This is a genomic window from Robertmurraya mesotrionivorans (genome assembly GCF_050971805.1).
Lineage (GTDB): Bacteria > Bacillota > Bacilli > Bacillales > Cytobacillaceae > Robertmurraya_A.
Genome location: NZ_JBPCCH010000008.1, coordinates 145,807 through 168,511, shown reverse-complemented (window position 1 = coordinate 168,511; position 22,705 = coordinate 145,807). Strand labels below are relative to the sequence as shown.

The following is a 22,705-nucleotide window of genomic DNA, read 5'->3' as shown; positions in this document are numbered from 1 at the left end:
TAAATTTTGGAGATCACAAATAAATCTCTGAAATCGCAAGTAAAATCTGAAGATCGCAAATAAGTTGGGCAAATCGCAAATAAATTTTGAAGATCGCAAATAAGTTTCAGGAATCGCAAATAAAATCTGAGAATCGCAAATAAATTTTTAGAATCGCAAGTAATTTTTTAAAATCGCAAATATCTCAAAAGAAATCACACTGGTAAGCCCCAAATTTACTCTCAAAGGCCTCGAAAAACCGCAATTCCTAATTAAAAAGGAGCCAACTCAGGCAAAAACCTGTTAGCTCCAATCAAAAATCCTCTTATACCATGTCTTTTTCTCTTTCTTTTCTTCTTTTTTCTTTTCGGTTGGCTTTTCGGCATCATGTTCTAGATGATCAATACAGTGCTTGGTTGGTTCTGTTCCTGCGATAAAATAAGTGAGTCGTTTGACAGGGCAGTCATCGGTTGCTAAAAGGCCGCTTTCAGGGTCGATATATACTCCAACTGTTCCTTTAGGGGCTTTGAAGTTTTTAATCGGCTCATCAGCTAATGCGTCCTCCATATAGTTAACCCAAATGTTTTTTGCGTACGATTTCTCGGCAACGATTTCAATCGGATTTCCTTGGTCATAACCTGTCCATACCGCGGTCACTAGCTGAGGAGAAAAACCGACCATCCAGCTATCGGAATCAGTCGAGCCAGACTTCCCAGCATAAATTCGAGTCATATCATTGATCATTGAGCTGCCGGTCACATTGGAATATCCATCCAGCTTTTTATCAAACATCCCAGTCATCATATGGGTCATAACGAACGCTGCGTCAGCTTTTAGCACACGCTCGTTTTCCTTTTCATACTCATAAATGACTTCCCCACGATGGTCTTCAACTCTCTTAATAAGAACCGGCTTAACTTTTTTTCCACCGTTTGCAAACAGGCTATAGGCATTGGCCATATCAATAACTTTTACCCCACTTGTCCCAAGTGCCAATGAAGGTACTTTTTCCATCGGAGTTGTAATCCCAAATTGCTTGGCTGTTTTTACGAGTGTGTCTTCTCCTAAAAATAAATGTGTTTTAACTGCATACACATTATCGGAAAGGGCGAGTGCTTGTGCCATCGTGATTTCTTTTCCAGCGTACCTATTATTAAAATTATGCGGTGTATACTCCGCACGGTTATCGTCAAAACGGAAGGTTGTCATTTCACTTCTCACTAATGATGCGGGCGTAAATCCTTGTGAAATCGCCGCATAGTAGAGAAGAGGCTTGATTGTAGAACCCGGTTGACGAACAGCTTGAACGGCACGGTTGAAGGGACTTTCCACATAATCTCTTCCGCCTACCATCGCCTTTACATACCCGTTTTTCGGATTCATTGACACGAGTGCTACCTGCAATTCAGAATCCTTTGCCATATGAGTAGAAACATTTTTCTCTGCTAACTCCTGCTGCTCGGTATCAAGTGTTGTGTACACACGTAGTCCCCCAAGCTCAATCGTCCGGTCATCCAAACCTAAGTCATTTTTTAATGCTTGCTTAACGGCATCCTGAAAATACGGAGCAATTTGTGTCACGGCATGGGAATGCTCACCAACAAATGATAGCGTCTCATGAATAGCCGCATTGGCATCCGCTTCGGTAATGTATTTACTTTTCACCATCGAATCCAAAATGATTTTTTGACGGTCCTTTGCGTTTTCCTCCGAAATAAGAGGAGAGTAGATGCTTGGACCTTTTGGAATTCCAGCTAGCATAGAGGCCTCAGCTAGAGTCAAGTCAGCGGCATTTTTTCCTAAATAATACTGACTGGCTGCTTGAATGCCGTATGCTCCTTTACCATAATAGATAGTGTTTAAGTAACCTTCGAGAATCTCGTTTTTCGAATAATTCATTTCAATTCGAATCGTGTAAAGTGCTTCTAGTAGCTTACGCTTCCACGTTTTTTCATGCTCGAGAAATAAATTTCGGGCATACTGCTGACTGATCGTGCTCGCACCTTGAACTTTCGCCATTGCCTTAAGGTCAGCAAGAGCAGCACCAGCAATTCGTTTAAAATCAAATCCGTTATGCTTATAAAAGGATCGGTCCTCTATCGCTACGGTTGCTTCAATTAAATGGGGGGAAATTTCTTCGATTCCTACCCAGTATCTCTTTTCTCCATTATTGCTTTCACCGATTACCTGCCCATCATCTGAGTAATACAGAGACGATTGAGGCACGGCGAGAGGAGGAGGGCCCTGCACCTTGGCGTATATAAGAACACCGGTCACTAATATAACAAGTAAACCAAGACCGATAGATCCAAGAATGAGTAAGGCACGTATGTATTTCATCGTTCTTTTAAACCGCTGATCCGTAATAACCTCCAAGGATGACACCTCACCTTCAGATAGATTTTTCCTGTTTTCCCATCTTTCTTACTAGTATGAAGAGAAAGAGGACGTTTTAAACACCTATCTATTAAAAAAAGAATATTTTTCTTGCAATTTTGCTAGATTCATCTATACTTTTTCTCATGTTTGAGTTTTTTTGGGGAAGAATAACAATACAGGAAAATTAGTATTGAAACCGATAGATATTTTTTAAATAAGGAAGGATGGCGTAAATGGGACTTTGGTTTACGGAAAAGCAAACTGAGAATTTTGGCATCACAATGAAGGTAAAGCGCACATTACATACGGAGCAAACAGACTTTCAAAAATTAGATATGGTAGAAACAGAAGAATGGGGCAATATGCTTCTTTTAGATGACATGGTTATGACATCGATTAAAGATGAGTTCGTATACCACGAAATGGTTGCACATATTCCATTATTCACTCACCCAAACCCGGAAAACGTACTAGTTGTTGGTGGCGGAGACGGAGGAGTTATTCGCGAAGTGCTTAAGCACCCAAGCGTGAAAAAGGCAACTCTTGTTGAAATCGACGGAAAAGTAATTGAGTACTCTAAAAAGTACCTTCCAGAGATCGCAGGTCAGCTAGACGATCCACGTGTAGAAGTAAAAGTGGACGATGGCTTCATGCACATCGCTACAGCAGAAAACGTATACGATGTAATCATGGTAGACTCAACTGAGCCAGTTGGTCCAGCAGTAAACCTATTTACAAAAGGTTTCTATGCAGGGATTTCTAAGGCGTTAAAAGAAGACGGAATCTTTGTTGCTCAATCAGATAACCCTTGGTTCAAAGCGGACTTAATTCGTTCTGTACAAAAAGACGTAAAGGAAATCTTCCCGATTACTCGCCTTTACATCGCAAACATCCCAACATACCCAAGCGGAATGTGGGCATTCACTTTAGGATCAAAGAAACACGATCCACTTGAAGTAGCTGAAGAACGCTTCCATGATATTGATACTAAGTATTACACAAAAGAACTTCACAATGCAGCATTCGTGCTACCGAAGTTTGTTAAAGATTTAATCGAAGGCTAATAATATAAATAAGACGGGGGGAGCTTCTCTCCGTTTTTTAATGTGAAAGTTTCGTTTTTGAGATGGGGCAGCTTCCACCTGAAGAAAGCCTTTGTTACGTAGTAACACCAGTTTTCGGAAGGTGGGACTGCCGCCATTTTCAACGACCATGTTATATTTTAAGGAGGAAACTACTTATGCGTTTTGATGAAGCATACTCAGGCAATGTGTTTATTAAAAGCCATCCAAGCTTTGAGGAAAGTAAAGCGGTATTGTACGGAATGCCAATGGACTGGACAGTAAGTTACCGCCCAGGATCTCGTTTTGGTCCAGCGCGTATTCGTGAAGTGTCCATTGGATTAGAAGAATACAGCTTGTACTTAGACCGTGAGCTTGAAGATGTGAAATACTATGATGCGGGTGATATTCCACTTCCATTCGGAAATCCACAGCGTAGTTTAGATATGATTGAAGAGTTCGTTGACAAGGTTCTTGATGCAGGGAAATTTCCGCTTGGCATGGGTGGAGAACATTTAGTTTCTTGGCCAGTTTTTAAAGCAATGGTAAAAAAGTATCCGGATTTAGCCATCATACATATGGATGCACACACAGACCTTCGTGAGAATTATGAGGGAGAGCCATTATCTCACTCCACACCGATTCGTAAGGTGGCAGATTTAATTGGACCACAAAATGTGTATTCATTTGGTATCCGAAGCGGGATGAAGGAAGAGTTCCAATGGGCGAAGGAAGTTGGAATGCATATTTCTCCGTTCGAAGTGCTAGAGCCTTTGAAAAAAGTATTGCCAACATTAGCGGGACGTCCCGTGTATGTAACGATTGATATCGATGTTCTTGACCCTGCACATGCGCCAGGAACAGGTACAGTAGATGCAGGCGGAATTACTTCTAGAGAGCTACTAGCCTCGATTCACGAAATTGCCCGCTCGGAAGTCAATGTCGTGGGAGCAGACTTAGTAGAAGTAGCCCCAATTTACGATAACTCAGAACAAACAGCAAACACAGCAAGCAAACTCATCCGCGAAATGATTCTTGGATGGGTGAAATAAGGATGGAATCGTGCACCTGCCAGGTTTTGGCGGGTGTTTTTTTATGGGGTTTTTCGGGTGCTTACGATGAGGGAGAGAAAAGAGTGTTTGTGGGAATCAATAAGGGAGATAGGTTCCCATGCGGGGTGGAAGAGAATGTTTGAGGTAACCAAAGTGGGGGTTAGGTTCCCGTGTGGGTCGGAAAAGAACTCGAGCGGTAACCAAAGTGGGGGTTAGGTTCCCGTTTGGGTCGGAAAAGAACTCGAGTGGGAACCAAAGTAGTGGTTAGGTTCCCGTGCGGGGTGGAAAAGAATGCGAGCGGGAATCAAAGTGGAGGTTAGGTTCCCGTGCGGGGTGGAAAAGAACTCGAGCGGTAACCAAAGTGGGGGTTAGGTTCCCGTGCGGGGTAGAAAAGAACTCGAGCGGTAACCAAAGTGTGGGTTAGTTTCCATTTTGGGTCGGGAAAGAACTCGAGTGGGAACCAAAGTAGTGGTTAGGTTCCCGTGCGGGGTGGAAAAGAATGCGAGCGGGAATCAAAGTAGGAGTTAGGTTCCCATGCGGGGTGGAAAAGAACTCGAGCGGGAACTAAAGTAGAGGTTAGCTTCCCATGTAAGGTAGCAAAAGCATACTCAAGGGAACTTAACGCGCAGCCTCAGACAAGTAAAGAAACCGAATTGCCTAAAAGCCACTTATAAAAAACCAAAAAGAGAGTTATGACATGAGTAAGAAGGAAAAATACTTAATAATGTCATAAGATTAGTTTTATAACCTGTAACAGAAAAATCTCATTGCTCATGCGTCATAAAGTTCATTTTATGACCTCAGATAAAAATAAAACCATGCTGCACACGTCATAAAAACGAAGTTATGACATGGTAACAAGGTGCTACCTCGCCAATTAGGTCATAAGAGCAGCTCCTCTGCGGCAAATAGTAGCATCACCACCTTGCGCTCCCTCTCCAAAATCTTTATAATTATTAAGTTATAGAGAAAGCAATGATAAAAGGAAGTGTATGGCCGTTGTCTAATAGTCCAGCGGATCAAATTCCCGTTAAAATTAAGGTACATACGTCTATTGAAAATGGTGGGGAAAAGGAAACTTTTGAACTCACTACTTTTGGTCGATACTATGTAAAGAATGCGAGCGCCTATCTTCAATACGAGGAAAGTACAGAAGAGGGGCCGATGAAAACGACGATGAAGCTTACGGGCGATGAGATTCTTCTGATGAGAAGTGGCTCGATTAAGATGCGAATGCTGCTAGAAGAAAAGAAGAAGCATCGCGGCAGCTATACGACTCCGTTTGGAGAGCTGCAAATGATTACAGATACAAAAGAACTTCAGCATAGATGGAACAGTGAGAGTAGTAAAGGAACGATTGAGGTTTTATACGATCTTTCGATACAAGGCTCAAAAGCAGGTACATACAAATTGCAAATTGTGTTTGAGGAGGAAAAACGTTGAATATCGTTGAACAGGTACAAGTGAAGCTTAAAGAGGAAATAAGAGCGGCTGTGATCAAGGCAGAGCTAGCAACAGAGGAGCAGCTTCCAGATGTGATTCTTGAAACGCCGAAGGATAAAACAAATGGGGACTACTCTACCAATATGGCGATGCAGTTAGCAAGAATAGCAAAGAAAGCACCGCGTGCGATCGCGGAGGCGCTTGTGTCAAACTTTGATCAAACAAAGGCATCCATTGAAAAAATTGATATTGCTGGTCCTGGATTTATCAATTTTTACATGAACAATAATTACTTAACAGACTTAATTCCGACGATCCTTACGGCTGGTGAAAAGTACGGAGAAACAACGGTTGGAAACGGACAAAAAGTTCAAGTTGAGTTTGTGTCTGCGAATCCAACAGGAGATCTTCACCTTGGACATGCTCGCGGTGCGGCGGTTGGTGATTCTCTTTGTAATGTGTTAGCAAAAGCTGGTTACGATGTATCGCGTGAATACTATATTAACGATGCAGGAAACCAAATCAATAATCTTGCATTATCAGTAGAAGCTCGTTACTTCCAAGCGCTAGGTATGGAAAAAGACATGCCGGCTGATGGATACCATGGTGAAGATATCATTGGAATCGGTAAGCGTTTGGCTGAAGAGTACGGCGACAAGTTCGTGAAGGCTGATGAGAAGGAGCGCTTCGACTTTTTCCGTAGCTACGGGTTAAAAGAGGAAATGGCCAAGCTGAAGCAGGATCTTGAGGACTTCCGCGTGCCATTTGACGTTTGGTACTCAGAAACATCTCTTTATGGAGATGGAAAAATTGATGTAGCTTTAGACAAGCTTCGTGAAAATGGCTATATTTACGAAGAAGATGGAGCGACTTGGTTCCGCTCAACAGATCTAGGAGATGACAAAAACCGGGTGCTTATTAAGCAGGATGGTTCTTACACATACTTAACACCTGACATCGCTTATCATAAAAATAAGCTTGATCGCGGATTTGAAAAGCTTATCAATATTTGGGGTGCGGATCACCACGGATATATTCCTAGAATGAAAGCAGCGATCGAAGCGTTAGGATATGGAAAAGATGTACTTGAGGTCGAAATTATCCAGCTTGTTCACCTATACAAAAACGGTGAAAAGATGAAGATGAGTAAGCGTACAGGGAAAGCTGTTACGATGCGTGATCTAGTTGAAGAGGTAGGATTAGATGCGACTCGTTACTTCTTTGCGATGAGAAGTGCGGATACGCATATGGACTTTGATCTTGATCTAGCGGTATCACAATCCAATGAAAATCCAGTATACTATGCTCAGTATGCACATGCTCGTATTTGCAGCATCCTTCGCCAAGGGGAAGAGAATGGGTTCACATATGATACGAATGCGGATTTCTCTTTAATCGGCGCTGAGAAGGAAATTGAAGTGCTTAAAAAGCTTGGTGAGTTTCCTCTAGCGGTGGCAGAAGCAGCTCAGAAGCGTATGCCACACCGAGTGACGAACTATATTTATGAGCTTGCTTCAACTTTCCACAGCTTTTACAATGCGGAAAAAGTGTTGGATCCGGAAAACGTGGAGCGCACAAAGGCACGCCTTTCATTAATTAAAGCTGTGCAAACGACGTTAAAGAATGCACTGAAATTAATCGGAGTTTCCGCTCCTGAAAAAATGTAACAAGTGAGAGGCTTCCGGATTTGGAAGCCTCTTTTGAAACCTAAAGGTGGAGGAAGACATGATTAGAGACTGTTCAGTTGAAAAGTTTTTAGAAAATAAAGAGCGCTATATGACGATTGATGTACGGTCACCAGGTGAATTCGCTGATAGCCATATTCCTGGATCGGTCAATATTCCTCTTTTTACAAATGAAGAGCGGGCATTGATTGGAACCATTTATAAGCAAGAAGGGCAAAAGGAAGCCAAATGGAAGGCGATGGAAATTGTTAGTCCAAAAATTCCTGATATGCTTGCGCGAATTCAGGAGATTGAAGAATCTGGTCGCGAGCCAATGGTTTACTGCTGGAGAGGTGGAATGAGAAGTCAATCCGTTGCCACGTTTGCCACACTCGCCGGGCTTCATGTGAGGAGGATTGAGGGGGGCTACCGTGCCTATCGTGAGCATGTGTTGGAGCATATCTCAGACTTAATTCCTGCTGAATCAGTGGTCATTACCGGGATGACAGGAACAGGGAAAACAGAGATCCTTCAGCATTTAAAAACTGCCGGGTATCCAGTGCTCGACTTAGAGAAGTACGCGAACCATAAGGGGTCGGTTTTTGGTTCAATTGGTGGAGAAGCTCCGCATAACCAAAAGATGTTTGATGCTCTTCTTTTTGAAGATTTAAAGAAGCTCAAAGGCTCTCCATACTTCATTATGGAAGGAGAGAGCAAACGAATTGGACATGCTGTGCAGCCGACAGAGTTAACAGAGAAAAAACTGAAGGGACTTCATATCACGGTTTATTCCTCCATTGAAAAACGAATGGAGCGTATTTATGAGCAATACGTGAAACCATATGAGCATTCAGATGCTTTTCATGAACGTGTCGAACTTGCTTTAAAGATGATTATTAAGAGAATAAAATCAATCGATATTCAAACGGAGCTACTAAGATGTGTGGAAGAGAAAGATTATATGCCCCTCATCAGACTGTTAATGGAGCATTATTATGACCCGCGCTACGGTAATAAAGTTGGGGATTATGAGAACCCGGAAATCTTTGTTTGCAGCGATTCGATTTTAGAGGCAACAAATAAGATAGCTGAGATTATTGAGCAATCTAGAAGAGCAAAAATCGAAGTATAAAGGAGCATTGTGGGGAATGCTTTAAAGTATACGAATGATTTTTGGAGGGGTACTATGAAGCTTGTCCTGCTATCTTTAGTAACGGGTTTTTTCGTTGGGTTTATTTTTGCACTCTTTCGTCTACCAATTCCTGCTCCACCTGCTTTAGCGGGTATCACCGGGATTGTAGGTATTTATTTAGGCTTTAAAGTGTTTGAGCAGTTAACTCCATGGCTGCAAAGTTTCGGGAAATAAGTGAAGCCTGAAGGCATGTGCTTTCAGGCTTCACTTATTTTCATATGAAATGATAATCACCACAGATAGGTCATTTCCATTCAATTTCAGCACCACCCACTCGTTTCACACCCCGAATGCGGCTAATATCTTCTACAAGCTTTAGGCATGCCATGTCCTTCGCTTTTGCCTCGACCATAAAGTCAACATCGGCATTCATGGAGCGGAGGAGTTCGATCAGGGGCATGATATAATCCAAATCAACAAAGTCAGCATGTGCTCGATACATTTTTTCTGACTTTGGGGAAGAAATGTGGATTTTCGGTTTTAAGGAATGACCTTCCCACGTTTGAAATACCTTTGGGAGCAGGGTATCCAAAGGCTCTTCACTCAAATTGGCCATGTGATGGTGATAATCAAAGACAAGACGAATGCCTTCTTTTCGACATACAGAAAGTGTCTCCTCGGTTGTATACGTTTTATCATCATTCTCTAATGTCGTGACTTCTTTGATATGGGAGGGGAGAGATTGAATGTTTTCGTGAAACCGTTCCAGTGACTGTGTTTTATCCCCATAGGCTCCTCCGACATGAATATTCAGGACCCCCTCTTTTTCCACTCCCATCGCTTCAAGCATTCTGTAATGATAGTCCATATCAATCACCGCATTCTTTGTTACTTCTTCACGCGGAGAGGTGAACAAAGTGTACTGGTTGGGGTGAAAGCTTACACGCATCTTATGTCTGCGAATTAAATCACCAAGCTCCTGCCACTCCTTTCGAAACGGTGTGACAAAATCCCAGTTTACCTCTGGGTGGGTAGAAAGAGGGGCGATGGAACTCGATAATCGATACACTTGAATGCCATGAGCGATATTATAGGATACCATTCGTAATGTATTAAAGATATTTTCACCAGTAACCGCCATTAGTTTTTCCTCGCGTTCGGAAGCGGGAAGCTGCTTATACCGGGTAAAGGTCAAGGCTCTTGCAGGCGATGCCTCCCAAAGAGAAAGGGCAGTCGATACATAGCCGAAGCGAATTCTCATCGTCGTATGAACTCCTAACTAAAGAAAATAAGAAATAGGGCGTGCGATCCATTCGAGCAATTTTTGCTTGAAGCTTAAATGGGTCAAGTCATGAAGGGATATTTTACTCCCATCTTTTACATCCGTTTCATATATGTTTTTCATATGTGAGATGATGTCTAAATCGTACAAGTAGCAGTTAATTTCATGATTCAAAAAGAAGCTTCTTTTGTCAAAGTTGGCTGTGCCAGAATCACAAATTTGATCATCAATGATGAGGATTTTTGCATGGTAAAAGCCTTTGACATAATCGTAGACATTTGCCCCCCTTGAGACAAGTGTGCGCAAATATGGGAACGAGGCTTCTTTCACAAAAGGGTGATCAGGAGTTTGGGGAACAAGGATGGTCACTTCCACACCGCGATCCAATGCATCCAACAAATCTTGAAAAATGCGTTTGCTAGGAATGAAATAAGGAGAACCAATGTTAATCGTTGTTTCAGCCCCTCGTATCATCCCAGAGAAGGTTTCCTCGAGATAAAACCCTTCAGAAGGGATAATTTGGTGACGAATCGGACCTGATATTGGGTTAGGAAAATAAGTAGGAATTTTCAGAAGATGCTCTTGCGTTTCCTCTTCCCAGTCCTTTAAAAACTCACGTTGAAGGTCATGAACCCCTTCACCCACAATTTTCAAATGATAATCACGCCAAGGGTTCAGCTTTGGATCCTCGTTTAAGTACTCCTTTCCGACATTAAATCCTCCAATATAGCCAAGTCGCCCATCAATGACCGTGATTTTTCGGTGATTTCGAACCTGTAAACGGTAAAAGAAAAAGGGGAATTTCGGTTTATGACTATACGCAAAATGAATGCCAGCTTGTTTCAGTTCATGCACAATCCGACGTGGAACTCTAAAGCTTCCCGCCCAATCAAGAAGAAGCCTAACTTCCACTCCCTCTAATGCTTTGTTTTTCAAAATCTGCAGAAACCTACGGCCATAGGGATCATCTTTTAATATATAAAAAAGAACATGAATATGCTCGTTTGCATGTTCTATTTCAGAAAATAAGTCCAAGAAGAGGGCATCTCCTCTTGTAAATACATCAATATGACTTTGCCTCATGGGATAACTTTTTCTATAAATAGAAGATAAATGTTGTCTTCTGCCGAGTATAAAGTCGACATACAATAGCAATAGGATGATAACTAAAGCAAGCAAGATGAAACCGAAAACCTTCATCAAATTCTCTCCCTTCAGAGGATATCCCATTGGTTCGGGAGTGGTCGTACGTTGTAGTATCTCCTGTAAGTGTTCTTTCTATGAAGACAGAAAGTTGCGATAAAAAAATGTTGACTGAATGCTCATTCATTATATAATAAGGGTAGATACAATTCAGAAAATTACACATTTTCACGCAAAACCTGTGCTGCTTGAAGGGGAGTTCGAGTGAGCCAGAAAGGGGTAGAAAAGATGAATACCATGCTTTGGATCAACTTGATTGCTTTTATAATTGTAATCGCTTACGCAGTTAGTCTATTTGTTTATGTCGTCAAAACGAGAATCGAGTACATAAAGCTCGGGAAGAAGGTTGAGTTTGATTCTCGAGTAAAGGAAAGACTTGAAAAGATTTGGGTCAATGTATTCGGTCAAAAAAAGCTGTTAAAGGATAAGAAAAGCGGAATTATTCATGTGATGTTTTTTTACGGATTTATCCTTGTTCAATTTGGGGCAATCGACTTTATTATTAAAGGCCTTGTACCGGGTGCGCACTTGCCACTAGGGCCTCTGTATCCAGGATTTACGTTTTTTCAGGAAATCGTCACGTTAATGATTTTAGTCGCCGTGTTTTGGGCGTTTCATCGTCGATATGTTGAAAAATTGGTTCGTTTGAAACGGAATTTTAAATCGGGGCTCGTGCTAATTTTTATCGGTGGATTAATGCTATCCGTTCTTGTTGGAAATGGAATGAGTCTTATCTGGCATGCTCATGAAGCCTCATGGACAGAGCCGATTGCCTCATTAGTGAGCTTGGCTTTTTCCTGGGTAGGAGAAACAGGTTCCATCGCGATTTTCTATGTGGCTTGGTGGATTCATCTGTTGTTCCTTCTAGCATTCCTAGTGTATGTTCCACAGTCCAAGCATGCGCATTTGATTGCAGGTCCAGCAAATGTGTATTTTAATCGCTTAGAAAAGCCAGGGAAATTAACAAAGATTGATTTTGAAGACGAAACACAAGAGACATTCGGTGTGGGGAAAATTGAAGATTTTACTCAGCACCAGCTCATCGACTTATACGCGTGTGTAGAATGTGGCCGCTGTACGAATATGTGTCCAGCAACAGGGACCGGAAAGATGCTGTCGCCGATGGACTTGATTTTAAAAATGCGCGATCACTTAACGAATCACGGTGCAGCCATTACGCAAAAGCAGCCATGGGTTCCAACCTTTGCTTTTTCAAATACAAAAGGAAATCAAATTGCATTAGCAGCTGCTGGAAAAGGGGTTCAGGAGTCTGCGGCAAGTCTAGCTTACAGTCCAAGCTTGATCGGAGATGTTATTACAGAGGAGGAAATTTGGGCTTGTACCACTTGCCGAAACTGTGAAGATCAATGTCCGGTCATGAATGAGCATGTCGATAAAATTATCGATCTTCGTCGTTATCTTGTTCTGACAGAAGGAAAAATGGATGCCGATGCACAAAGAGCCATGCAAAATATCGAACGTCAAGGAAACCCTTGGGGACTGAACCGCAAAGAGCGTGAGAACTGGCGGGATGAGAGAAGTGACGTGGTCATTCCAACGGTTAAAGAAATGAAAAAGTCTGGCGAAGAGTTTGAGTACTTGTTCTGGGTGGGTTCCATGGGCTCTTATGACAACCGCAGTCAAAAAATTGCTTTGTCCTTTGCAAAGCTTTTAAACGAAGCAGGTGTGAAGTTTGCGATTTTAGGAAGCAAGGAAAAGAACTCGGGTGATACGGCAAGACGTCTAGGAAATGAGTTTGTATTCCAAGAGCTTGCAACGAAAAATATCGAGGAATTTGAAAAGAACGAGGTAAAGAAAATCGTGACGATCGATCCGCATGCGTATAATACATTCAAAAATGAATACCCTGATTTCGGATTAAAAGCTGAAGTGTACCATCATACCGAGCTGCTTGCTGAGCTTGTGAGGGATGGAAGATTAAAACCGAAGTTTGAAGTGAACGAAACGATCACCTTCCATGATTCTTGTTACTTAGGACGCTACAATGAAGTGTACGATGCACCTCGAGATATATTAAAAGCCATTCCGGGCGTTACACTCGTAGAAATGGCTCGTAACAGAGACACAGGAATGTGCTGTGGAGCTGGTGGTGGCCTTATGTGGATGGAAGAAGAAACCGGCCATCGTATCAATGTTGCAAGAACTGAGCAAGCATTAGCTGTTAAACCGTCAGTTATCTCATCTGGCTGTCCGTATTGCCTAACAATGCTTTCAGATGGAACCAAGGCAAAGGAAGTCGAAGAAACGGTATCAACCTATGACGTGGCAGAGCTATTAGAAAAAGCGGTCATCGGAGAGGTACAAATCGTGTCATAAAACGGATAGAAATAATTTGCACGATTTTTGTGTAAATTATTTCTATTCTAACTATTTTGATAGTAAAATAGAAGAAGGGAATAAAGCGCTTACAAATTGCATTTACTTCAAAGGAGAATTTCAAATGTCTCCTTTTTTCCACGACACATACTGAGCGAGCGTTCAGTCACATCACAGAATCAATCACACAAAGAAAAAATCCAAACAATTGAATACGAAAAAGGGGAGAGTAACATGGGGAAAACAGTTATTTTAAGCGGAGTTCGTACACCTTTTGGAAAAATGGGAGGAAGCTTAAGCTCATTTACAGCATCTGATTTAGGGGGATTGGTGATCAAGGAAGCACTTGGTCGCGCAGGTGTGGAAGCAGAAAAAGTCGATGAAGTGATTTTTGGAACGGTTCTGCAAGGGGGACAGGGTCAGATTCCATCACGACAAGCGGCTCAAAAAGCAGGACTTCCATGGAATGTAAAAACGGAAACGATCAATAAGGTTTGTGCTTCTGGAATGCGAAGTGTGACATTAGGAGATCAAATCATCCGTTTAGGTGACGAAGAAGTTATCGTTGCTGGAGGAATGGAGTCGATGAGCAACGCTCCTTATTTTCTTCCAAAGGCTCGTTGGGGATTACGAATGGGTGATTCTTCGGTAAAGGATTTAATGGTGTATGACGGACTAACTTGTACGTTTACGGGTGTTCATATGGGAACATACGGAAATGGTGTGGCAAAGGACATGGAGCTTTCGCGTGAGGAGCAGGATCAATGGGCGTTTAGAAGCCATCAGCGTACCGTTCAAGCAATGGCATCCGGCGTTTTAGCCGAAGAAATTGTAGCGGTTCAAGTTCCACAGAGAAAAGGTGAACCACTCGTGGTGGCAGAGGATGAGTCACCGAGAAAAGATACTAGCATTGAAAAGCTGGCTAAGCTTGCGCCAGTGTTTAACTCAGACGGAACCATCACAGCAGGAAATGCACCTGGAGTGAATGATGGGGCTGCCGCATTGGTGTTGATGAGTGAAGAACGAGCGGCTCGGGAAGGAAGAACACCAGAAGCGTACATTATCGGGCAGGCAGCTGTCGCGGTAGAAGCGAAAGATTTCCCGAAAACGCCGGGAATTGTAATCAACGAATTATTGAAGAAAACGGGCAAATCAGTCGAGGAGATTGACTTGTTTGAAATCAATGAAGCATTTGCGGCTGTTGCCTTAGCAAGTGCAGAAATCGCTGGACTTGATCATGAAAAGATCAATGTGAATGGTGGAGCAGTAGCGATTGGTCACCCGATTGGTGCAAGTGGTGCAAGAATTATCATTACGTTAATGCATGAGTTAAAAAGACGCGGCGGTGGAATTGGTGTAGCAGCGATTTGCTCAGGTGGAGGGCAAGGAGATGCGATTATGATTGAGGTGCCAAAGCAGTAGTCTTTTTTAGGGGGATTTCCGACAGTCGTGTACGGAATGTCCCCTTTTTTAAGAACTCTTAATGTAGAAAAGGGGGATACGATGGAAATCAAAAAGGTAATGGTCATTGGAGCAGGCCAGATGGGATCCGGAATTGCTCAAGTGTGTGCACAAGCGGGTTACGATGTCATTTTGCACGATCTACAGGAAGACTATTGTTTACGTGGACTTGGGGTGATCCGGAAAAACCTAGCGCGCCAAGTGGATAAAGGAAAAATGACACAAGATCAAATGGAAGTGATTTTAGCCTACATCCAGCCTTCAACCGATTTGCATAATGCAAGCCGTGTAGATCTAATCATCGAAGCAGCAGTTGAAAACATGGACGTTAAAACAAAGATTTTCCGTGAGCTCGATAAAATTGCTCCTGATCATGCGATCTTAGCGAGCAACACCTCATCGCTACCGATCACGGAAATTGCTGCAGCAACCTCCAGACCGGAAAAAGTTATCGGCATGCACTTTATGAACCCTGTCCCAGTCATGAAGCTCGTAGAAATCATCCGCGGCTTGGCAACAGATGACGAGGTATATGAACTCATCGAAGGCATGACAAAAACGATTGGAAAAGTGCCAGTTGAAGTGAATGATTTCCCTGGATTCGTGTCCAATCGAATTCTCATGCCCATGATTAACGAAGCTATCTACACCCTTTATGAAGGAGTGGCGACGAAGGAAGCAATCGACGAGGTCATGAAGCTCGGGATGAACCACCCGATGGGCCCACTCACCTTGGCCGACTTTATCGGGCTAGATACCTGTCTGTATATTATGGAAACCCTCTACGAAGGCTTTGGCGACAGCAAATACCGCCCATGCCCACTGCTCCGTAAATACGTAAAAGCTGGCTGGCTCGGAAAGAAATCAGGTCGTGGATTTTATGAGTATAGTTAACTACCCCTATGCCAGGAGGAAATGATATGGATTTACGATGGACGGAAGAACAGCAGATGATGAGAAAGATGGTTCAGGATTTTGCCCGAACCGAGATCAGTCCATTTATTGAAAAAATGGAACAAGGGGAGTTTCCAAGAGGCATTCTTAAGCAAATGGGAGAACTCGGCCTCATGGGGATACCAGTTCCCGAACAGTACGGCGGAGCGGAGATGGATTTCACCTCTTATATCATAGCGATTCACGAGCTTTCAAAAGTAAGTGCCACTATCGGAGTGATTCTCTCCGTGCATACATCGGTCGGTACGAACCCAATTCTTTATTTTGGTAATGAAGCGCAAAAGAAAAAGTACGTCCCTAAGCTCGCAAGTGGGGAATACTTAGGTGCTTTTTGCTTAACCGAACCAAGTGCGGGCTCTGACGCTGCGAGCTTAAAATCACGTGCCGTCAAAAAAGAGAACCATTATGTCATCAACGGCTCGAAAGTGTTTATTACAAATGGTGGAGAAGCAGATATTTACATTGTGTTTGCCTCAATGGAAGGCAAGGGAATCTCGGCTTTTATCGTTGAAAAAAATACCCCAGGCCTTGTGATAGGCAAAGACGAGCACAAGATGGGCTTGCACGGATCACGAACCGTTCAGCTCACATTTGAGGATATGCAGGTGCGGGTAGAAAACCTACTCGGAGAAGAAGGCCAAGGCTTAAAAATAGCTCTTGGCAATTTGGATGTCGGAAGAATCGGCATTGCTGCACAGGCACTTGGAATTGCCGAAGCAGCCTATGAGGCAGCCGTCGAATATGCGAAACAGCGAATCCAGTTTGGAAGGCCAATCTCCCATCAGCAAGGAATTGGCTTTAAATTAGCTGATATGGCAACGAATATTGAAGCTTCAAAACTATTAATCTATCAAGCAGCCGAGCTTCGTTCCCTAGGGCAACCATGTGGAAAAGAAGCGTCCATGGCCAAATTATTTGCCTCCAAAACGGCGATGGAGGTAGCAACTGAGGCCATTCAAGTGTTCGGTGGATATGGCTATACAGAGGATTACCCAGTCGAGCGTTTTTTCCGAGATGCAAAAGTGACCGAAATATACGAAGGAACGAGCGAAATTCAACGCATCGTTATTAGCAAGCATTTTTAGACATTAAAAAAGCGAGGGGAACAAAATGAATTTCAAATTGTCAGAAGAACATGAAATGATTCGTAAGATGGTTCGTGACTTTGCGAGAAATGAAGTGGCACCAACAGCAGCAGAAAGAGATGAGGAAGAACGATTTGACCGAGAAATTTTCGATAAAATGGCAGAGCTTGGTTTAACGGGTATTCCGTGGCCTGAAGAGTATGGTGGAATTGGCAGTGATTATTTAGCTTATTGTATCGCGGTTGAAGAGTTATCTCGCGTGTGTGCGTCAACTGGTGTGACGCTGTCCGCTCATACCTCTTTAGCAGGCTGGCCCATTTATAAGTTTGGTAGTGAAGAGCAAAAGCAAAAATTTTTGCGTCCGATGGCATTAGGTGAAAAAATTGGTGGTTACGGGTTAACCGAACCAGGTAGCGGGTCTGATGCGGGTGGTATGAAAACAACGGCACGTCGAGATGGTGATGATTTTATTTTAAACGGCTCCAAAATCTTCATCACGAATGGCGGCATTGCCGATATTTATGTCGTTTTTGCGGTAACAGATGCCACACAAAAGCATAAGGGAACCTCGGCTTTTATTGTTGAAAGTGATACCCCAGGCTTTTCGGTAGGAAAAAAGGAGAAAAAGCTGGGCATTCGTTCGTCACCAACAACAGAAATCATCTTCGAGGACTGCCGTGTACCTGCAGCTAATATGCTTGGGGCAGAGGGAGAGGGGTTTAAGATTGCGATGATGACGCTTGATGGTGGACGTAATGGAATTGCGGCTCAAGCTGTTGGAATCGCACAGGGTGCATTGGATGCAGCAACCGATTATGCCAAAGAACGCGTACAATTCGGAAAGCCAATCGCTCAGCAGCAAGGCGTCGGCTTTAAGCTAGCTGATATGGCGACAAGTATTGAAGCAGCAAGATTATTAACCTATCAAGCGGCATGGCTAGAGTCTGAAGGTCTTCCGTACGGAAAAGAATCCGCAATGTCCAAATTATTTGCTGGTGACACTGCGATGAAAGTAACAACAGAGGCGGTTCAAATCTTTGGTGGCTATGGATACACAAAGGATTATCCGGTAGAACGATATATGCGCGACGCAAAAATCACGCAAATCTATGAAGGAACACAAGAAATCCAGCGACTCGTTATTTCGCGGATGATAACGAAATAGAAGAGGGGAATTGGGGGTTGGTTTTTGGTAAGTGGCTTTTTGTTAATTGAGTTGTGGTTGAGTGCCCGAGGGAGAGGAAAAAAGAGCTGTGTGGGAACTGAAAGTGTGGTTGAGTGCCCATGGGAGAGGAAAAAAGAGTAGCGTGGGAATTGAAAGCGTGATTGAGTGCCCGTGGAAGCGAAAAAACGAGCTGGTCGGGCACTTAAGTACCTGTTTGATGCCCGTGAGCTAGAAATTACCGAGGTTGCGGTAACCAAAGTGCCGGTTAGGTTCCCGTGGGCCTATAAAACGAGCAGCCATGGGAACCAAAGTACCAGTTAGCTTCCCGCTCCCCTAAAAAATAGGTTCCAACAGTAACCAAACCCTTAGGTGAACAAAATTCCAACCATAAAAACCCAAAACCAAATATAACAAAACCCAGCCACATAAAACCCAACACCCATAATCAATTAATCTCTAAAGGGGTAGAAAAATCGATGAAAAAAAGAGAAGTTCATGCCTCTGTGAAGGATGAACAGCTCGTCGTAAAAAGACGTGACCAGATGATTAAAGGGGCGGTTGCGCTTTTTAAAGAGAAGGGCTTTCATCGCACTACAACTAGAGAAATTGCGAAAGCATCCGGCTTTAGCATTGGAACCTTGTATGAATATATACGGACGAAGGAGGATGTGTTATACCTTGTCTGTGATCATATTTATGACGAAGTGCAGGAGCGGTTGCAAAAGGATTTAGATACGAAAAAGGGAACGTTACAAAGCTTGGAGCGAGGAATTGCCAACTATTTTCGCGTAATGGATGAGCTTCAGTCAGAAGTGCTCGTCATGTACCAGGAGGCAAAATCGCTGAACAAGGATGCTCTTCCGTATGTACTAAGAAAAGAAATGGAAATGGTAGCAATGTTTGAAGATGTGATTGCTCGCTGTGTGGAAAATGGGGAGATTAGCCTTACTGAAAAACAGGTGAAAATGATTGCTCATAATATTTTTGTTCAAGGACAAATGTGGGGATTCAGACGCTGGGCACTCCAAAAGCTCTACACGCTTGAGGAATACATCACCCTTCAAACAGAGCTATTGTTTTCAGGCATAACGAGGATGGGAGGAGAACAATGAGTACGAAACCAACGTATAAACCAAAGCATCATATCCGATTTGTCACCGCTTCTAGCTTGTTTGACGGTCATGATGCCTCGATAAATATTATGAGAAGAATTTTACAGGCGAGTGGGGCTGAAGTTATCCACTTAGGCCATAACCGCTCGGTTGAAGAAGTGGTGAATGCTGCGATTCAAGAGGATGTTCAAGGAATTGCGATCTCCTCTTACCAAGGTGGACATGTGGAGTACTTTAAGTACATGTATGACCTTCTAAAGGAAAAGGGTGCCACTCATATCCGTATATATGGCGGTGGAGGTGGCGTCATTATTCCCCGTGAAATTAAGGAGCTTCATCAATATGGCATTGCTCGAATTTTCTCACCTGAAGATGGGAGATTGATTGGCTTGCAGGGAATGATTGACCTCATGCTAGAGGAGTGCGATTATCCAACGATTACGTCTGAGGTGGATGCGTATCTTTCAAAGCTAGATTCGGGAGACACCATTGCAACAGCCAAGCTGATTACATTTGCCGAGCAGCAGGTTGGTGCAAACAAAGAAAGCGCCGCTGCGGTAGAAACCGTGATGCAGCAGGTGAAGGCACTGCAAAAATCTGTTCCTGTCCTCGGGATTACTGGGACAGGTGGTGCGGGAAAAAGCTCATTAACAGATGAACTGATTCGTCGCTTTATTAATGAAGTACCGGAGCAAAAGGTCGCGGTACTATCTGTTGACCCAACCAAGCAAAAAACGGGTGGAGCGTTGCTGGGGGACCGAATCCGCATGAACGCGATTTTTTCCCCTAGAGTATATATGCGAAGCTTAGCGACCAGACAATCAAAGACCGAGCTATCGCTTGCGATTCAAGATGCGATTGCGGTCGTCAAGGCGGCTGGATTTGATCTGATCATCGTAGAAACGAGTGGAATTGGCCAAGGTGATGCAGAGATCGCGGAAATTTGTGATGTATCTATGTACGTCATGACGAGTGAATTCGGTGCCCCATCACAGCTTGAAAAGATAGACATGATTGATTACGCCGATTTAATCGTCATCAATAAGTTTGAGCGAAAAGGATCTGAAGATGCTCTTCGACAAGTACAAAAGCAATATCAGCGCAGCCGCATGCTTTTCGAAAAAGAGCTGGATGACATGCCGGTATACGGGACAATTGCGAGCCAGTTCAATGATTCGGGCACAAATGCTCTGTTTGCGGCATTGATCGAGACATTAAATGAAAAATCGGGATCATCTTTCTCGACCGCTTTTACCAAAAATACTCTTGTAGAAAAGCAGAGCGTCATTATTCCTAATGATCGCCGCTACTATTTACGTGAAATCTCAGATGCTGTTCGAGGCTACCATAAAAAAGCGGAGGAACAAGCAAATCTTGCTCGAAAGCTTTTTCAAATAGAAGGCACGCTTGCTGCCATTGGAGAAACAGGGAAGAGTGAAGAAACAGTTAAAGCGTTAGAGGAACTAAAGGCTCAAGTGGAGGAGAAGCTTACTGGCGAAACCAAAAAGGTGTTATCTTCTTGGGAGGAAAAACAAAAACTGTATAGCTCCGACCGATTCGTGACCAAAATCCGCGACAAGGAAATCGTGACAATTTTAAAAACAAAAAGCTTATCAGGCTTAATGATTCCAAAGGTTGTACTACCGAAATACAAGGATTATGGAGAAATTATTCGCTGGGTGTACAAAGAAAATGTTCCGGGTGAATTTCCGTACACAGCAGGAGTGTTTCCGTTTAAGCGTGAGGGCGAAGATCCAAAGCGCCAGTTCGCAGGGGAAGGGACACCAGAACGGACAAACCGACGCTTTCATTACCTCTCGAAGGATGACGATGCGAAGCGCTTGAGTACGGCGTTTGACTCGGTCACTTTGTACGGGGAAGATCCGGATTATCGGCCAGATATATACGGGAAAGTTGGGGAAAGCGGTGTAAGCATCTGTACATTAGATGATATGAAAAAGCTGTATGATGGCTTTGATTTATGCCATCCGTCCACTTCTGTGTCCATGACGATTAACGGTCCGGCTCCGATTATTTTGGCGATGTTTATGAATACAGCGATTGAACAGCAGGTTGAAAAAAAGGAACAGGAACTAGGTCGACCACTTACACTCGAAGAATGGACTCATGTCAAGGCTACCACTCTTTCAACCGTAAGAGGCACGGTTCAAGCAGATATTTTAAAAGAAGATCAAGGGCAAAATACATGTATTTTCTCCACAGAGTTTGCGCTTCGAATGATGGGGGATATTCAGCAATATTTTATTGATCATAAAGTTCGTAACTATTATTCGGTTTCGATTTCTGGCTACCATATCGCTGAAGCGGGGGCCAATCCCATTTCTCAGCTTGCCTTTACACTTGCAAATGGACTGACCTATGTGGAGTACTACTTAAGTCGTGGTATGCATATTGATGATTTTGCGCCGAATTTGTCCTTCTTTTTCTCTAACGGACTGGACCCTGAATATACAGTGATTGGACGTGTTGCCCGACGTATTTGGGCTACCGTGATGAGAGAAAAGTACGGGGCAAATGAGCGTAGTCAGAAGCTGAAGTATCATGTTCAAACAAGCGGGCGCTCCCTTCATGCGCAGGAAATTGATTTTAACGATATCCGCACCACGCTTCAAGCACTAATGGCTCTTCAGGATAACTGTAACTCGCTTCATACGAATGCGTACGATGAAGCGATCACGACCCCAACGGAAGAGTCGGTTCGTCGCGCGATGGCGATTCAAATGATTATTACAAAAGAGCATGGCTTATCGAAAAATGAAAATCCTCTTCAAGGCTCGTTTATTGTTGAAGAGCTTACGGACTTAGTGGAGGAAATGGTTCTTCAAGAGTTCGAGCGATTAAATGACCGTGGGGGAGTACTTGGTGCGATGGAGACGCAATACCAGCGCGGAAAAATCCAAGATGAGTCGATGTACTACGAAATGAAAAAGCATACGGGTGAGCTGCCGATCATCGGCGTCAACACGTATTTAAATCCGAATCCTCCGTCAGAAGAAGAAACAGACAATATGGAGCTGGCACGAGCAACAAAAGAAGAAAAAGAACTACAAATTCAAAACCTGCTTGAGTTCCAAGAGCGAAACAAAGACCAAATAGCAGCAGCGTTGCAAAAACTAAAACAAACAGCAGTCAATAACGGCAATGTTTTTGAGGAATTAATGGAAACAGTAAAAGTAGCAAGCCTCGGTCAAATTACCCGTGCGTTGTATGAGGTTGGCGGGCAGTACCGGAGAAATATGTAAATAGAAAAGCGGAAGCGACTTGAACAGGGGCGACAGGCATAAGACGGCACCCGCAGGAAACCCTGATTTCTGGAGGGGGGTGGCTTTTGACCCCGAGCCCCAAGTCGCTGGAGTTGGACAAAGAAAAGCGGAG

At 43.3% G+C, this 22,705-nt stretch carries 16 protein-coding genes; 13 read left to right on the top strand and 3 right to left on the bottom strand.

Annotated features, from left to right (window positions below; translation table 11 throughout):
* Positions 1–282 precede the first annotated feature (282 nt).
* Positions 283–2,355 (bottom strand): transglycosylase domain-containing protein, encoded by a 2,073-nt coding sequence (locus tag ACRX5O_RS14600; RefSeq protein WP_433906601.1) that lies wholly within the window; start codon positions 2,353–2,355, stop codon positions 283–285.
* Positions 2,356–2,591: 236 nt separating this feature from the next.
* Here ACRX5O_RS14600 and speE point away from each other — a divergent pair, with 236 nt between their 5' ends.
* From speE to ACRX5O_RS14570, 6 genes are all read left to right on the top strand, one after another.
* Complete coding sequence (speE, locus tag ACRX5O_RS14595) at positions 2,592–3,422, top strand: polyamine aminopropyltransferase (RefSeq protein WP_119710289.1); 831 nt, start codon at positions 2,592–2,594, stop codon at positions 3,420–3,422.
* A gap of 176 nt (positions 3,423–3,598) precedes the next feature.
* Positions 3,599–4,471: an agmatinase gene (speB, locus tag ACRX5O_RS14590; protein WP_433906600.1), complete on the top strand. Its 873-nt coding sequence runs from the start codon at positions 3,599–3,601 to the stop codon at positions 4,469–4,471.
* 999 nt (positions 4,472–5,470) lie between these two features.
* Positions 5,471–5,914 (top strand): YwiB family protein, encoded by a 444-nt coding sequence (locus ACRX5O_RS14585; protein ID WP_433906599.1) that lies wholly within the window; start codon positions 5,471–5,473, stop codon positions 5,912–5,914.
* Positions 5,911–7,581 (top strand): arginine--tRNA ligase, encoded by a 1,671-nt coding sequence (argS, locus tag ACRX5O_RS14580; RefSeq protein WP_433906598.1) that lies wholly within the window; start codon positions 5,911–5,913, stop codon positions 7,579–7,581. Before ACRX5O_RS14585 ends, argS begins: the two co-directional genes overlap by 4 nt.
* A gap of 58 nt (positions 7,582–7,639) precedes the next feature.
* Entirely contained in the window at positions 7,640–8,710 is a 1,071-nt protein-coding gene (gene mnmH, locus ACRX5O_RS14575; protein ID WP_433906597.1) for a tRNA 2-selenouridine(34) synthase MnmH, read from the top strand.
* Positions 8,711–8,764: 54 nt separating this feature from the next.
* Entirely contained in the window at positions 8,765–8,944 is a 180-nt protein-coding gene (locus tag ACRX5O_RS14570) for a XapX domain-containing protein (protein WP_160545886.1), read from the top strand.
* Between the two features lie 70 nt (positions 8,945–9,014).
* Here the strand turns inward: ACRX5O_RS14570 and uvsE are convergent, their stop codons facing one another.
* Both uvsE and cls read right to left on the bottom strand, forming a co-directional pair.
* Positions 9,015–9,971 carry a UV DNA damage repair endonuclease UvsE gene (gene uvsE / locus ACRX5O_RS14565; protein ID WP_433906596.1) on the bottom strand — a complete coding sequence of 319 codons (957 nt, stop codon included), beginning with the start codon at positions 9,969–9,971 and terminating at the stop codon, positions 9,015–9,017.
* 18 nt (positions 9,972–9,989) lie between these two features.
* Positions 9,990–11,192 carry a cardiolipin synthase gene (gene cls / locus ACRX5O_RS14560; RefSeq protein WP_433906595.1) on the bottom strand — a complete coding sequence of 401 codons (1,203 nt, stop codon included), beginning with the start codon at positions 11,190–11,192 and terminating at the stop codon, positions 9,990–9,992.
* 231 nt (positions 11,193–11,423) lie between these two features.
* On the opposite strand from cls, the gene ACRX5O_RS14555 reads away from it, so the two are divergent.
* From ACRX5O_RS14555 to icmF, 7 genes are all read left to right on the top strand, one after another.
* Complete coding sequence (locus ACRX5O_RS14555) at positions 11,424–13,532, top strand: (Fe-S)-binding protein (protein ID WP_433906655.1); 2,109 nt, start codon at positions 11,424–11,426, stop codon at positions 13,530–13,532.
* A 234-nt stretch (positions 13,533–13,766) separates the two neighbouring features.
* Positions 13,767–14,954, top strand: a complete 1,188-nt coding sequence (locus ACRX5O_RS14550; protein ID WP_433906594.1) for an acetyl-CoA C-acetyltransferase — start codon at positions 13,767–13,769, stop codon at positions 14,952–14,954.
* An 81-nt stretch (positions 14,955–15,035) separates the two neighbouring features.
* Positions 15,036–15,887 (top strand): 3-hydroxybutyryl-CoA dehydrogenase, encoded by an 852-nt coding sequence (locus ACRX5O_RS14545; RefSeq protein ID WP_433906654.1) that lies wholly within the window; start codon positions 15,036–15,038, stop codon positions 15,885–15,887.
* Positions 15,888–15,913: 26 nt separating this feature from the next.
* Positions 15,914–17,032 (top strand): acyl-CoA dehydrogenase, encoded by a 1,119-nt coding sequence (locus tag ACRX5O_RS14540; protein ID WP_433906593.1) that lies wholly within the window; start codon positions 15,914–15,916, stop codon positions 17,030–17,032.
* Positions 17,033–17,057: 25 nt separating this feature from the next.
* Positions 17,058–18,197, top strand: coding sequence for an acyl-CoA dehydrogenase (locus ACRX5O_RS14535; protein ID WP_340905964.1), 1,140 nt, complete (start codon positions 17,058–17,060; stop codon positions 18,195–18,197).
* A gap of 476 nt (positions 18,198–18,673) precedes the next feature.
* Positions 18,674–19,309: a TetR/AcrR family transcriptional regulator gene (locus tag ACRX5O_RS14530; RefSeq protein WP_433906592.1), complete on the top strand. Its 636-nt coding sequence runs from the start codon at positions 18,674–18,676 to the stop codon at positions 19,307–19,309.
* Complete coding sequence (gene icmF, locus ACRX5O_RS14525; protein WP_433906591.1) at positions 19,306–22,572, top strand: fused isobutyryl-CoA mutase/GTPase IcmF; 3,267 nt, start codon at positions 19,306–19,308, stop codon at positions 22,570–22,572. Before ACRX5O_RS14530 ends, icmF begins: the two co-directional genes overlap by 4 nt.
* Positions 22,573–22,705: the final 133 nt, after the last annotated feature.